Source organism: Pseudomonas sp. NPDC089408, assembly GCF_044749445.1.
In the GTDB taxonomy this organism is placed as follows: Bacteria; Pseudomonadota; Gammaproteobacteria; order Pseudomonadales; family Pseudomonadaceae; genus Aquipseudomonas.
The window spans coordinates 72,664-85,921 of record NZ_JBIVHY010000008.1; the positions used below are offsets into that span (position 1 = coordinate 72,664).

Sequence of the window (13,258 nt, forward strand, 5' to 3'; positions counted from 1 at the left end):
AGCCTATTCTAGGTCGACCGCGCCCGTCATGCACTTGGCCTGGATCAATCCTGGCTGGTGGCGCCAATACGGTGCAGCGACAAGTCGGCACCCTGGAACTCCTGCTCATGGCTCAAGCGCAGGCCATGCACCGCGCGCAGGGTACCGTAGACGGCAAAGCCACCGGCCAGTGCCACCACCACCCCCATCAGGCTGCCCAGCAACTGGCTGAACAGGCTGACACCGCCCATGCCGCCGAGCGCTACCTGGCCAAAGATGCCGCAGGCAATGCCACCCCACACACCGCACAGGCCATGCAATGGCCACACACCCAGCACGTCGTCGATCTTCCAGCGGTTCTGCGCCGCGGTGAACGTCCAGACGAACAGCGCGCCCGCCACCAGCCCGGTCGCCAGCGCACCCAACGGGTGCATCAGGTCGGAGCCGGCGCAAATCGCCACCAGCCCGGCCAGTGGGCCATTGTGCAGGAAGCCCGGGTCGTTGCGCCCGGCCAGCAACGCCGACAAGGTGCCGCCAACCATGGCCAGCAGTGAGTTGATCGCCACCAGGCCGCTGACGCCTTGCAAGGTCTGGGCGCTCATGACGTTGAAGCCGAACCAGCCGATGATCAGGATCCACGAGCCCAGCGCCAGGAACGGAATACTCGACGGCGCGAACGCCACCAGCCGGCCGTCGCGATAACGCCCGCGGCGTGCGCCCAGCAGCAGCACCGCCGCCAGCGCCAGCCAGCCGCCCATGGCATGCACCACCACCGAGCCGGCAAAGTCATGGAACGGCGCACCAAAGCGCGCCTGCAGCCAGGCCTGCACGCCCAGGTTGCCGTTCCACACCACGCCCTCGAAGAACGGGTAGATGAACGCCACGATCAATGCCGTGGCACACAGTTGCGGCACGAAGCGCGCGCGCTCGGCGATACCCCCGGAGATGATCGCCGGGATCGCTGCGGCAAAGGTCAGCAGGAAGAAGCACTTGACCAGCGCATAGCCATGGTCGGCCGCCAGCGTTGCTGCAGGCTGGAAGAAGTTGACACCATAGGCGATCCAGTAGCCTATAAAGAAGTACACCAGCGCCGAGATGGCAAAGTCGCTGAGGATCTTCGACAAGGCGTTGACCTGGTTCTTGTGGCGCACGGTGCCCACTTCGAGGAACGCGAAGCCGGCGTGCATGGCCAGCACCAGAATGGCGCCCATGAGAATGAACAGGGTGTTGGAACCGTGGACCAGGGAGTCCATTGCGCTGTGCATGTTATCCATGAAATAGGCAGACCTGCTGAAAAAGGCACCAGGACAGTTCAAGAACCTGCATCCCTGCACCGAATCGGTGCCAGCCCCTGCCCTGTTTCAACAACGTGGCTTGGGCCTGCGTGGTTTTTTCTTGGGTTTGTCGTGGATTGGGTTAAGGTTTAACGGTATTTGCTGCGCTGACGCCCTGAATCGGCGCAAAACCCGCCAGTGGTGCCCCGCAACGTGGCAAAGACATAGCAAGGCCCATACCAGCACACGTACCAGCACCGGCACTTGAACCTTCCACGCGTGCTGTCACTCGAACTACCAACATTCATCGACAGGGAGAGACCCATGGCCAGCAAATCGGCAAAGACTGCTCAAGAGATATTGATGGCGGACTTCCAGGCCTTGGTGCGCGACACCGAGAAACTGCTGGCTGACACCGCCAACCTGGCCGGCGACCAGGCCGACGAATTGCGCGAACAGATTCACGACCGCCTGGCCCAGGCCCGCGAAACCTTGCAACTGACCCAGGACTCGGTGCGCGACCGTGGCCAGGCGGCACTGGGCAGTGCCGAGCAGTATGTGCAGGAAAACCCGTGGCAGGCGATCGGCATCGCCGCGGGTGTCGGCCTGCTGATCGGCCTGCTGGCCAACCGGCGCTAAGGGGTTCCCATGGAGAATGAAGCCAACGGCGCCGGCCCCTCGGGCAGGCGCCTCGGCGCGGCCGCGCTGGGGCTGCTGCACAGCCATATCGAACTGTTCGGTATCGAGTTGCAGGAGCAGAAGGGCCGCACCTTGCGCCTGCTGCTGTTCGCCGGTCTGGCACTGGTGTTCGCCCTGCTGCTGCTGACGGCGCTTTCCGGGTTGCTGCTGGTATTGCTGTGGGACAGCTATCGCCTGGCCGGCATCATCGGCCTATGCGTGTTCTATGGCATTGCAGCGCTGTATTGCGGGTTGCGCCTGAAGGCGGCGGTGTTCGACGAGTCGTCACCGTTCGGCGCCACCCTCGAAGAACTTGCCAAGGACCGGGAGCGCCTATTGCCATGAGCCTGCCAGAACTGCCAAACACGCGTAACCCGCGCGAGCTGCGCAAGGCACTGCTGCGTCTGCGCATGGAGATGCACCGCCAGGAAATCCGCCATGAATCCGGGCAACTGCTGGAGCCGCTGCGCCGCGTGCGCGGCATGGGCAGCTCGCTGCACGAGGGGCTGGGTATCAAGCATGCGCCACTGTGGGGGATCGGTGCCGTGGTGGCGCTGGGCTTCCTGACCGGCAAGGGCGTACGCAGTGGCAACCTGGCACGGCTGGTGCGCCTGGGCAGCAGCCTGCTGCCGCTGGTGCGCCTGTACCTGCAAGGCAACCGCCGCCCCTGACGACGTGTATTGCCCCCTGTGGGAGCGGGTTTACCCGCGAATGCGGCAGTGGAGCCAGCGACGCATTCGCGGGTAAACCCGCTCCCACAGGGTCTGTATCGACCTGCCCCTTGCGCATCTGTACATGACACCGGAAGCTATAACCTTCGATCCACAGGAGACCGCGCCTTGGACTGGCACACCCTGCTCACCCGCGAACGCCTGGGCAAAGCCCTGTACAGCGCCGATGAACTCGGGCGCAGCCCCTTCCACAAAGACCATGACCGCATCATCTTTTCCGGTGCCTTCCGCCGCCTCGGGCGTAAGACTCAGGTACACCCGGTTTCCAGCAATGACCATATCCACACGCGCCTGACTCACTCGCTGGAAGTCAGCTGCGTCGGTCGCTCACTGGGCATGCGCGTGGGTGAAACCCTGCGCGACAGCCTGCCGGACTGGTGCGCCCCCAGCGACCTGGGGATGATTGTGCAGTCGGCTTGCCTGGCCCACGACATCGGCAACCCGCCGTTCGGCCACTCCGGCGAAGATGCCATCCGCCACTGGTTCCAGCAGGCAGCCGGTCGTGGCTGGCTCGATGACATGAGTGACGACGAGCGGGCCGACTTCCTCAACTTCGAAGGCAACGCCCAGGGCTTTCGTGTGCTCACTCAGCTGGAGTATCACCAGTTCGACGGCGGTACCCGGCTGACCTACGCCACCCTCGGCACTTACCTCAAGTACCCCTGGAGCGCCCGTCACGCCGACGCCCTCGGCTACAAGAAGCACAAATTCGGCAGCTACCAGAGCGAGCTGCCGCTGCTCGAGCAGATCGCCCGCAAGCTCGGCCTGCCACAGCTGGAGCACCAGCGTTGGGCACGCCACCCGCTGGTTTACCTGATGGAAGCGGCCGATGACATCTGCTATGCACTGATCGACCTGGAAGACGGCCTGGAGATGGAGTTGTTGCAATACGCCGAAGTCGAAGCCCTGCTGCTCGACCTGGTTGGCGACGACCTGCCGGAAACCTACCGCCAACTCGGGCCGGGCGATTCCCGCCGGCGCAAGCTCGCCATCCTGCGGGGCAAGGCCATCGAACACCTGACCAACGCCGCCGCCCACGCCTTCGTCGAGCAGCAGCGGGCGCTGCTGGCCGGGCAGCTGGCAGGTGACCTGGTCGAGCACATGCACGGCCCGGCCAAGCGTTGCGTGCTGCAGGCCAAAGACATGGCACGCAACAAGATCTTCCAGGACAAGCGCAAGACCCTGCACGAAATCGGTGCCTACACCACCCTGGAGATTCTGCTCAATACCTTCTGCGGCGCTGCACTTGAACAGCACGGCGGGCGCACGCCGTCGTTCAAGAGCCGGCGCGTACTCGACTTGATCGGCAACAATGCGCCAGACCCGCACGGCTCGTTGCACGGCGCGTTCCTGCGCATGATCGATTTCATTGCCGGCATGACCGACAGCTACGCCAGCGAAATGGCCCGGGAAATGACCGGGCGCTCCAGCCCGACCTGACCTGCCGCGGTGCAGACTGGGCTCGACCCGGCGCTGCACCGCATATTGAAGGAAACTTCCTACATATACTGGCGGCAAACTAAACAGCACGTATAAAAATCAATGAAAAGTTACCAAACACGCTTTGACACCGGGTTAAACACGCCTATTTCGTAGCCCGTTTTGTTTTATCCTGTAAGCCATTTCCCATAAACGGCTAACAGCCCTTCCTCCCGTGCCCGACGACTTCCAACTGCGATAAGGTGCCGGCTGTCACCCTCAGTCGCCCGCAGGGAAGTTGAACATGCACTCCATATTTATTGTCGACGACCATCCGGTCATCCGCTTGGCCGTCCGTATGCTGCTGGAAAACCAGAACTACAAGATTGTCGGCGAATCGGACAACGGCGTGGACGCCATGCAGATGATTCGCGAGAGCAACCCCGACCTGGTCATTCTCGACATCAGCATCCCCAAGCTAGACGGGCTGGAGGTACTTGCCCGCTTTCAGGCCATGGCCCTGCCCATAAAGGTTCTGGTACTGACCGCACAATCGCCGGCATTGTTTGCCATACGCTGCATGCACTCGGGCGCTGCCGGCTACGTGTGCAAGCAGGAAGACCTGAGCGAGCTGCTCAGTGCAATCAAGGCGGTACTGGCCGGCTACAACTATTTCCCCAGCCAGGCAATCAAGCACAATCAGGCGGTAGATGCCGACTTGCAACTTTTTCGCCAGGTGAATGACCGCGAACTGATGGTGCTGCAACTCTTCGCTCAAGGCCGCAGCAACAAGGAAATTGCCAAGGGCATGTTCCTGAGCAGCAAGACCGTCAGTACCTACAAGAAGCGCCTCATGCACAAACTTCAGGTCAGTACACTGGTCGACCTGATCGAGATGGCCAAGCGCAACGCGCTGGTCTGAGCACGGTCATGGCTCGCCCTATCGCCTACCTGTTCGTCGCACTGCTGCTGTTCTGCAGTGTGGCACGGGCTACCCTGCACGAGGCCTCATCCTTCACCCTGCTTCCTCGATCTCCGAGCGGGCCGCCCCATTACCTGTTAACCGACGAGCAACGGCAATGGCTCGAAAACCGCGATGAGCTGGTGCTGGGGACATCCGCCCCCGACTACCCGCCGTTCGACATCACCAGCGGTGGCCGCGACTATCAGGGTCTGACCGCCGAATACGCAAACATGGTCGGCAACGCCTTGCAGTTGCCGGTGCGGGTGCTGCGTTTCTCCAGTCGAGAGGCAGCGGTGGAGGCGCTGAGGCTCGGTGACATCGACTTGCTGGGCAGTGCCAATGGCTACGAAGCAGCCAGCGACGGTTTGGCCTTGTCACACCCCTATGCTGTCGACCAGCCCGTGCTGGTCACCCGTGAAGACGAGACCCGGCCACTGGATACCGGCTTGAAGGGCCTGCGCCTGGCCATGCTCTATCACTACCTGCCCAAACAGGAAGTGCTTGGCGCCTACCCCAAGGCCGAACTGCTGGCGTTCGGCTCCACCAGCCAGGCCCTGAATGCCGTGGCCTTTGGCCAGGCCGACGTGTTCATCGGCGATACCATTTCAACCCACTACCAGCTAAACCGCGGCCACCTGCCACGCCTGCGCATGACCCACTTCGGCAAACACGAGGCCGTCGGCTTCGGCTTTGCCCTGCGCCAACAAGACACGCTGCTGTTGGAGCTGGTGAACAGCATCCTCGACAGCCAGACCCCGGCCATGCGCTCCAGTATCTTCAAACGCTGGAGCGCAGGCAGCGACCTGTTGCTGAGCGACCGTAAACTGCAACTGAGCGAAGCCGAGGAACAATGGCTCCTGGATCATCCGGTCATGCGTGTGGCCATCGATGACACGGCGGCGCCGTTATCCTTCTTCGACGGTTCGGGGCATTTTCGCGGCATTACCGCCGATCTGCTCGAACTCATACGCCTGCGCACCGGTTTACGTTTCGAAGTGCAACATGCCAGCGGCATCGCCGACATGATCGCCCGCCTGAAAGATGGCCGGACCGATGTCATCACCGCGCTGACCAGCACCGGGCTGGCAGAGGACGACCTGCAACTCAGCCGCCCTTATCTGGAAAGCGCCTATGTGCTGGTCAGCCGCAAGGACGACAAGGCGCCAGTTTCTCTGGAAGCATTGGGGGGGCATCGCGTTGCCATTACCCGTTACAGCACAATGGACGCCATGTTGTCCCGTGAATATCCGCAAGTCGGCTGGGTTGAAACCGAAAGCGCGTTCTATGCCATGGCATTGCTCAACAGCGGCGCAGTCGATGCAGTCATCACCACCCTGATCGATGCCAACTACGCGTTGGCAAACAACCGCGAACTGGTCATCCGTGCTTCGGTCGGCAGCGAACCTGCCACCTTCGCCATGGCTACCACCGCCGCGTCGTCGGCGCTGGTGTCGATCCTCGACAAAGCCCTGTTGAGCATTTCACCGGAGGAGCTGGGGGTGATCAACAACCGCTGGCGCGGGTATGGCCAACACAAGGGCAACAACACCAAGGGCTACAGCCGCCTGGCCTTGCAAGTGGTGATGGGCACAGCCGGGCTGTTGCTACTGGCTTTGCTCTGGAACGCTCGGCTGCGGCTGCAGATTCGCCAGCGCCAGCGCGCCGAACGCGCGCTGAACGATCAACTGGCATTCATGCGCGCCCTGCTCAACGGCACCCCCCACCCGATGTACGTACGCGACCGCGAAGGCTGCCTGAAAAGTTGCAACTACAGCTACCTGGAAGCCGTGCAGGCCCGCTCCGAAGAGGTTATCGGCAAACAGCTGGAAGCCAGCCTGTTCACCGACTGCGAACAGACCCGGCAAATCCAGGCCGACTACCTGCAGGTCATGGCCGCAGGCTCGCCGCTGATCAAAGACCGACCGCTGCGAATCAAGGGCCGGGAGCTGACCATCTACCACTGGATCCTGCCCTATCGCGACTCGCTCGGCGAAGTGCAGGGCATCATCGGTGGCTGGATCGATATCAGCGAGCGCCGCCAACTGGTCATGGAGCTGCGCCAGGCCAAACAGCAGGCCGACGATGCCAACCGGGCCAAGAGCACCTTCCTGGCCACCATCAGCCACGAAATCCGCACGCCGATGAACGCCGTGATCGGCATGCTCGAACTGGCGGTAAAGCATGCCGACCAAGGCCGGGTGGACCCTGGCGCGCTGGAGCTGGCACACCATTCAGCCAAGGACCTGCTAGGCCTGATCGGCGATATTCTCGATATCGTGCGCATCGAGTCCGGGCACTTGTCGCTGGCCCCGGAGGTGGTCGACCTGGCTGCCCTGGTCGAATCGGTGGGGCGCATTTTCGATGGCCAGGCACGCCAGAAAGGTCTGGCCCTGGAGGTTACAATCGACCCATCCGCGCGCTGCCACGCCTTGCTCGACCCCTTGCGGTTCAAGCAGGTGCTGTCCAACCTGGTGAGCAACGCCATCAAGTTCACCGAGCATGGCCAGGTGCGTATCTGCGTCTGCCTGCTGGATGAGGGTACCAGCACACCCGCCGTGCTGGAGCTGGAGGTGCGCGACAGTGGCATTGGCATCCATGCCGACGACTTGCAGCGCCTGTTCAACCCCTTCATCCAGGCCAACCCGCACAGCCAGGGTGCCCGCGCAGGTACAGGGCTGGGCCTGGCTATCTGCCGCAACCTGTGCGAGATGATGGGTGGCAGCCTGTCGATCAAGAGCCTGGAAGATGTAGGTACCCAGGTACGCATGAAAATGCCACTGCATCGGGTCGATGCGGCTGAGCAACCCACACCGCTGCCCGAGCGCCTCGACGCGCCCGACCCACGCCTGAGCGTACTGGTGATCGATGACCACCCGGCCAACCTGCAATTAATGGCGCAACAGCTTGGCTACCTGGGCCTGAAACACGCCAGCGCCCCCGACGGCCGTGAGGGCCTGGCGGTCTGGCGAGCCGGCGACTTCGATGTGCTGGTACTGGACTGCAACATGCCGCACATGAATGGTTACCAGCTGGCCACTGCCGTGCGCGCCGAAGAACGGCATGGCAAGCGGCCGCGCTGCACCATCCTCGGCTACACCGCCAACGCGCAGCCGGAGGTACACCGCAAATGCCTGAGCGCCGGGATGGACGACTGCCTGCTCAAGCCTATCAGCCTCAGTACCCTCAGCCAGCGCCTGGCCGGCATTCGCCCGCGCCGCCGTTTGCGCCCCCGACGCAAGCTGTACCAACTGGATGGCCTGGCCGCAGTGGTCGGGCCGGACCCGGACGATCGCCAGCGTTTCCTGCAGGCCTTGCAGCAAAGCCTGCAGGCCGACCTGACCCACCTGATGGCGCTGCATCCGCAGCATGACAGCGGTGCCATTGCCGATCAGGCTCACAAGGTGCTCAGTGCCGCACGCATGCTGGAGGCGCCCTGCCTGATGGCAGCCTGCGAAGCGCTTGAGGTCGGCGGCCTGTCCACCGACCAGGTGCGCCTGCGGCGCCAGGCACTGGCACGGCACATGTGCCGAGTGGAACGCGCCCTGGCCAAGGAACTGGCCACCAGCAACGATACTCAGGCAGGCAGCCAGGCGTGTTAACTGGTAGACTGCGCGGCGTTATTACCTAAGAGGATTGTTTCATGGCCACAAACCGCTCCCGTCGTCTGCGCAAGAAGCTGTGTGTCGACGAGTTTCAGGAATTGGGCTTCGAGCTGAACCTGGAATTCAAGGAAGATCTGGATGACCAGGCAATCGATGCTTTCCTCGACGCGTTCCTGGCAGACGCCATGGACGCCAACGGCCTGGACTATGTAGGCGGTGACGATTACGGCCTGGTGTGCTCGGTCAAACGCGGCTCGGTCAGCGAAGAACAGCGCGCCGCCGTTGAAGCCTGGCTCAAAGGCCGCAGCGAACTGACCAAGGTTGAAGTCAGCCCGCTGCTGGACGCCTGGTACCCGGAAAAGCCAATCAACAAGGCTGAGTAATACCCAGCCCGGTTTGATTGATGAAAAGGCCACCCTTCGCGGTGGCTTTTTTATTGGCGATGCTTTTCCGTCGAACGTGGCGCATCGTCGCTACGCTTGGGGCATAATGCGTACTCTTTACGTCGTGGGGCCATCATCTCTTACAGCCCCAAAGCCCTTTTCCCTCGCTGCAGGGTACTTACTCACTATGATTAAAACGCTTCGTCCCCTCATGCTTGCCGGCCTGCTGTTGCCACTCGCCTTGCCCAGCCACGCCGCCGCCGTCAATACCACGCTGCCTGCCAAAGTGCAGCAGGCACTGAAGGCCAACAAACTGCAGGACACCGCGCTGTCGCTGGTCATGCTGCCGCTGGACGGCCCCGGCACCCCGACCGTGTTCAATGCCGATGTCTCGGTGAACCCGGCCTCGACCATGAAACTGGTCACCACGTACGCGGCCCTCGAACTGCTTGGCCCGACCTTCCAGTGGAAAACCGAGTTCTACACCGACGGCACCCTGAGCAACGGCGTGCTCAATGGCAACCTGTACCTCAAGGGTGGCGGCGACCCGAAGCTGAACATGGAAAAGCTCTGGCTGCTGATGCGTGACCTGCGCGCCAATGGCGTGCGCACCGTCACGGGTGACCTGGTGCTGGACCGCAGCCATTTCGTGCAACCCAACCTGCCGCAGTTCAACGACGACGGCGGCGACGTCAACAAGCCCTTCCTGGTCAAGCCCGACTCGCTGCTGGTCAACCTCAAGGCCCTGCGCTTCGTGGCCCGCAACGATGGCGGCAAGGTCACCATCGCGGTCGAGCCGCCGATTGCCAGCATCCGCATCGACAACCAGGTCAAGGCCGTGGCGTCGAAACAGTGCACCGGTGACGTGCGCTACAACCCGGTGCCCCAGGGCGACGGTATCAGCGTAACGGTCAGCGGCCAGTTGGGTGACGGCTGCAACTCGCAAACGTACCTGTCGTTGCTTGACCACCCAACCTACGCTGCCGGTGCCGTGCGTGCCATCTGGAACGAGCTGGGCGGCACCATCCAGGGTGGCGACCGTATCGAGAATGTGCCGAAGAGTGCCCGCCTGCTGGCCCGCGCCTTCTCGCCTGACCTGGTGGAAGTGATCCGCGACATCAACAAGTACAGCAACAACACCATGGCCCAGCAGTTGTTCCTGAGCCTGGGCGCGCAGTTCCGCACCGATGCCGATGGCGACGATGCCCGTGCTGCCCAGCGCGTGGTGCGCCAGTGGCTGGCGAAAAAGGGCATTACCGCACCGCACCTGGTGATGGAAAACGGCTCTGGCCTGTCACGTGCCGAACGGGTCAGCACCCGGGAAATGGCCGAGATGCTGCAGGCCGCCTGGAAGAGCCCCTACGCCGCCGAGTTCATGAGCTCGATGCCGCTGGTGGGCATGGACGGCACCATGCGCAAGCGCCTCAAGCGCACGGCCATGACCGGTGAAGGGCATATCAAGACCGGCACACTGAACACCGTGCGGGCGATTGCAGGTTTCAGCCGCGACAGCAACGGCCACACTTGGGCCGTGGCGGCCATCCTCAACGACCCGAAACCGTGGGGTGCCTCGCAGGTGCTGGACCAGGTGCTGCTGGACCTGTATCGCCAGCCGAAGCTGGCAGGTAGCACTGCAGCTAACTGATTTTACCGCCCCTTCACGACATGACCGGCTGACGCGGTCGGTGTAGGAGCGGCCTTGTGTCGCGATGGGCTGCGCAGCAGCCCCGGCAATTCTTGCTGCGAAGCTGAAATCCCAGGGCTGCTGCGCAGCCCATCGCGACACAAGGCCGCTCCTACACCGACCGAGCCGCCCTACAGTCACCCTTTCAGGCCGACTCACCCTCCACCCGGTCCCGCCCGGCCTGCTTGGCCGCATACACCCCGGCATCGGCGCGTAACAGCAGGGCATCAGCACCCTCACCCGGCCGCCAACCGGCCACACCAAAACTCGCCGTCACCTTGCCCACGCCGTCTACCGTCGCATTACGCACGCCTTGCCACAATTCCAGCGCCAGCAGCCGTGCCTGCTCGGCATCGCTGCCCGGGCACAGCACCATGAATTCTTCCCCGCCCAACCGGCAGAACACATCGGTGCGCCGCAACCGCTGACCGATGCGCTGGCACAGGCTGCGCAGCACCCGGTCGCCGACAGCATGGCCAAAGCGATCATTGATGCGCTTGAAATGGTCGATGTCGAGCATGATCACCGCCAGTGCCTGGCCATCGCGCTGGGCCCGCTCCAGTTCGACCTTGAGCCGCTCCTGGAAGTAGCGACGGTTATGGATACCGGTCAGCGAGTCGGTCACCGACAGCGCCCGCAACTCTTCCTCCACCCCCTTGAGGTCGGAGATGTCGGTCAGATAGCCGTGCCACAGCGTGCAGCCCTGCTCACCCACTTCCGGCGTTGCCTCGCCACGTACCCAACGCAGCCCGGCCCGCGGCAGGCAGACCCGGTACTCCTCACGCCACGGCGACAAGTGCTCGGCCGAGTAGCGCACCGAGCGGCGCACGCGCTCCAGGTCATCAGGGTGAATACGTTCGAACACCACCGTGGCATCCTTACGCAGCTGCTGCAGGTCGACTTCGTAGATGTCGTACAGCCCCATGCTGGCATACGGGAAACACGAATGGCCGTTGGCATCCAGGCGATACTGGTAAATGCCACCCGGCACCTCGGCACTGAGTTTCTCCAGCAAACGGTCACGCGCCGCCAAGGCTTCATGCACCCGGCGCCGCTCGGTAACATCAATGCAGATGGCCAGGTAACCTACCCACAACCCCTGCTCGTCGAGCATGGCAGTGACCAGCATGTTGGCCACCAGTTGGCTGCCATCGGCGCGCAGCAAGGTCCACTCACCGGGCTCGGCACCTTGCTCCTGCACCGTTTCGGCAAACATCGCCTGGCCGCCGGCAATGGGCCGTCCAAAGCGCACGCTCAAGGCATGGGCGCGCAGGTTCAGCTCTTCGGGCAGCACCAGGTGTTCAAGGTGCAACTGGCCAATCGCCTCGCTGGCCGGGTAACCGAGCATGCGTTCGGCGCCGGCGTTGAAGGTGCTGATCACCCCTTTGAGGTTGGTGGCGATGATCGCCACCTGGGTCGCGGCATCCAGCACGCTGCGCAACTGGTTGTGGGTGCCACGCAGCGACTGTTCGCTGACTTGCAGCTCGGCAGTACGCTGCTCGACCAGGGCCAGGGCACGTTGGCGCTGGCTGAACAGGCTGTACAACAGCACGCTGAGCAGCACGCTCAACAAGCCCCCCAGCAAGCTCACCGCCTGCACCGCCGAAGAACGGTTGGCCTGCACGAAGGCCAGGCTCGGCTGGATACTCAGCTGGAAAGGGTGGTCGGCCAGGTGCAACAGCTGATGGCTGGCCAGCGCCAACGGCGCGACCGGGTTCTGCGAATCGAACATCACTTCAGGGCCATGCAGCCCCGAGGGATCGACAATGCGCACCACCAGGTTGTCATCCGCCGCGACCGGCCGACCGTCACTGACCAGCTGCCGCAGGCTCAACAAGGCCAACACATAACCCGCCGCTGCGCCATTGGGGTTGGCATCGGAAAACACCGGCGCCACCATCAGCAGGCCGCGCGCGCCCGAGTGGCTATCGAACATGGCCAGCGGTTCGGACACGGCCATACTGCCCGGCCCCAGCGCCCGCGCGAGCGCCGCCTGCGGCGCGCCCTGGCCAGCCAGGTCAAGGCCATACGGCAGCCCAGGCGATTCGCCGGACTGGGTATACAGCACGGGAAAATAATGGTCGCGCAACGGCGCACGCTGCCATTGGCCAAGCTCATCCTGATCGCGAATCACATAGCCCGGGCCGGAATGGACACTGGCCTGGCGTTCGAACTCGGCACGCTGTGCAGCCTCGACGCGCGGCGCCCAGGCATAGGCCAGGGTACGCTGCAGCAATGGCCGAGCGTAACCGTCGAATTCGCGGGGGGTAATGTCGTTGGAAAAGCTGAAAAACCGCCGCAGCCCGTCCAGGCGCTGCTGCTGTTCGTCAAAGCGCTCGGCTATTCGGCTGAAGCGCTCGCTGGCCAGCAGCTCGAAGCGCTGGCGCAACTGCTGCTTGTAGAAGGTTTGCGCGGCCAGTGCCAAGGCGGCTGTCAACAGGCCGCCCGCCACCAATGCAACCAACGCCATCGCCCAGGCGGACACCGCCTCTGTACGCAGGCCAAGTAACCCCGCACGCACGCCACACTTTGACATACACCCAT

10 protein-coding genes are annotated in these 13,258 nt (G+C 63.2%); 8 read left to right on the plus strand and 2 right to left on the minus strand.

Annotated elements, in window-relative coordinates:
• Positions 1-44: 44 nt before the first annotated feature.
• Entirely contained in the window at positions 45-1,253 is a 1,209-nt protein-coding gene (locus ACIP02_RS15195) for an ammonium transporter (RefSeq protein ID WP_400617592.1), read from the minus strand.
• 324 nt (positions 1,254-1,577) lie between these two features.
• Here ACIP02_RS15195 and ACIP02_RS15200 point away from each other — a divergent pair, with 324 nt between their 5' ends.
• The 8 genes from ACIP02_RS15200 (at position 1,578) to dacB (ending at position 10,675) form a co-directional block, all read left to right on the plus strand.
• The gene (locus ACIP02_RS15200; RefSeq protein ID WP_012271313.1) at positions 1,578-1,892 is read left to right on the plus strand and encodes a YqjD family protein; all 315 of its coding nucleotides are present in this window, start codon (positions 1,578-1,580) and stop codon (positions 1,890-1,892) included.
• Between the two features lie 9 nt (positions 1,893-1,901).
• On the plus strand, positions 1,902-2,276 hold the full coding sequence (locus ACIP02_RS15205) for a phage holin family protein (protein ID WP_201207128.1): 375 nt from the start codon (positions 1,902-1,904) through the stop codon (positions 2,274-2,276).
• Positions 2,273-2,602 (plus strand): hypothetical protein, encoded by a 330-nt coding sequence (locus ACIP02_RS15210; protein ID WP_201207127.1) that lies wholly within the window; start codon positions 2,273-2,275, stop codon positions 2,600-2,602. Before ACIP02_RS15205 ends, ACIP02_RS15210 begins: the two co-directional genes overlap by 4 nt.
• A gap of 168 nt (positions 2,603-2,770) precedes the next feature.
• Complete coding sequence (locus ACIP02_RS15215; protein ID WP_400617593.1) at positions 2,771-4,102, plus strand: deoxyguanosinetriphosphate triphosphohydrolase; 1,332 nt, start codon at positions 2,771-2,773, stop codon at positions 4,100-4,102.
• 283 nt (positions 4,103-4,385) lie between these two features.
• A complete protein-coding gene (locus tag ACIP02_RS15220) occupies positions 4,386-5,003 on the plus strand; it encodes a response regulator (RefSeq protein WP_400617594.1) in 618 nt (205 codons plus the stop codon).
• A gap of 8 nt (positions 5,004-5,011) precedes the next feature.
• Positions 5,012-8,644: an ATP-binding protein gene (locus ACIP02_RS15225; protein ID WP_400617595.1), complete on the plus strand. Its 3,633-nt coding sequence runs from the start codon at positions 5,012-5,014 to the stop codon at positions 8,642-8,644.
• 41 nt (positions 8,645-8,685) lie between these two features.
• Positions 8,686-9,030 carry a YggL family protein gene (locus ACIP02_RS15230; RefSeq protein WP_201207123.1) on the plus strand — a complete coding sequence of 115 codons (345 nt, stop codon included), beginning with the start codon at positions 8,686-8,688 and terminating at the stop codon, positions 9,028-9,030.
• Positions 9,031-9,217: 187 nt separating this feature from the next.
• A complete protein-coding gene (dacB, locus tag ACIP02_RS15235) occupies positions 9,218-10,675 on the plus strand; it encodes a D-alanyl-D-alanine carboxypeptidase/D-alanyl-D-alanine-endopeptidase (protein ID WP_400617596.1) in 1,458 nt (485 codons plus the stop codon).
• A 184-nt stretch (positions 10,676-10,859) separates the two neighbouring features.
• On the opposite strand, the gene ACIP02_RS15240 is transcribed toward dacB, so the two are convergent.
• Positions 10,860-13,250: a diguanylate cyclase gene (locus ACIP02_RS15240; RefSeq protein ID WP_400617597.1), complete on the minus strand. Its 2,391-nt coding sequence runs from the start codon at positions 13,248-13,250 to the stop codon at positions 10,860-10,862.
• Positions 13,251-13,258 lie beyond the last annotated feature (8 nt).

Coding starts and splice junctions, on each gene's coding strand:
- ACIP02_RS15195 (WP_400617592.1), bottom strand. CDS start 1,253: ATGGATAACATGCACAGCGCAATGGACTCCCTGGTCCACGGTTCCAAC.
- ACIP02_RS15200 (WP_012271313.1), top strand. CDS start 1,578: ATGGCCAGCAAATCGGCAAAGACTGCTCAAGAGATATTGATGGCGGAC.
- ACIP02_RS15205 (WP_201207128.1), top strand. CDS start 1,902: ATGGAGAATGAAGCCAACGGCGCCGGCCCCTCGGGCAGGCGCCTCGGC.
- ACIP02_RS15210 (WP_201207127.1), top strand. CDS start 2,273: ATGAGCCTGCCAGAACTGCCAAACACGCGTAACCCGCGCGAGCTGCGC.
- ACIP02_RS15220 (WP_400617594.1), top strand. CDS start 4,386: ATGCACTCCATATTTATTGTCGACGACCATCCGGTCATCCGCTTGGCC.
- ACIP02_RS15225 (WP_400617595.1), top strand. CDS start 5,012: ATGGCTCGCCCTATCGCCTACCTGTTCGTCGCACTGCTGCTGTTCTGC.
- ACIP02_RS15230 (WP_201207123.1), top strand. CDS start 8,686: ATGGCCACAAACCGCTCCCGTCGTCTGCGCAAGAAGCTGTGTGTCGAC.
- dacB (WP_400617596.1), top strand. CDS start 9,218: ATGATTAAAACGCTTCGTCCCCTCATGCTTGCCGGCCTGCTGTTGCCA.
- ACIP02_RS15240 (WP_400617597.1), bottom strand. CDS start 13,250: ATGTCAAAGTGTGGCGTGCGTGCGGGGTTACTTGGCCTGCGTACAGAG.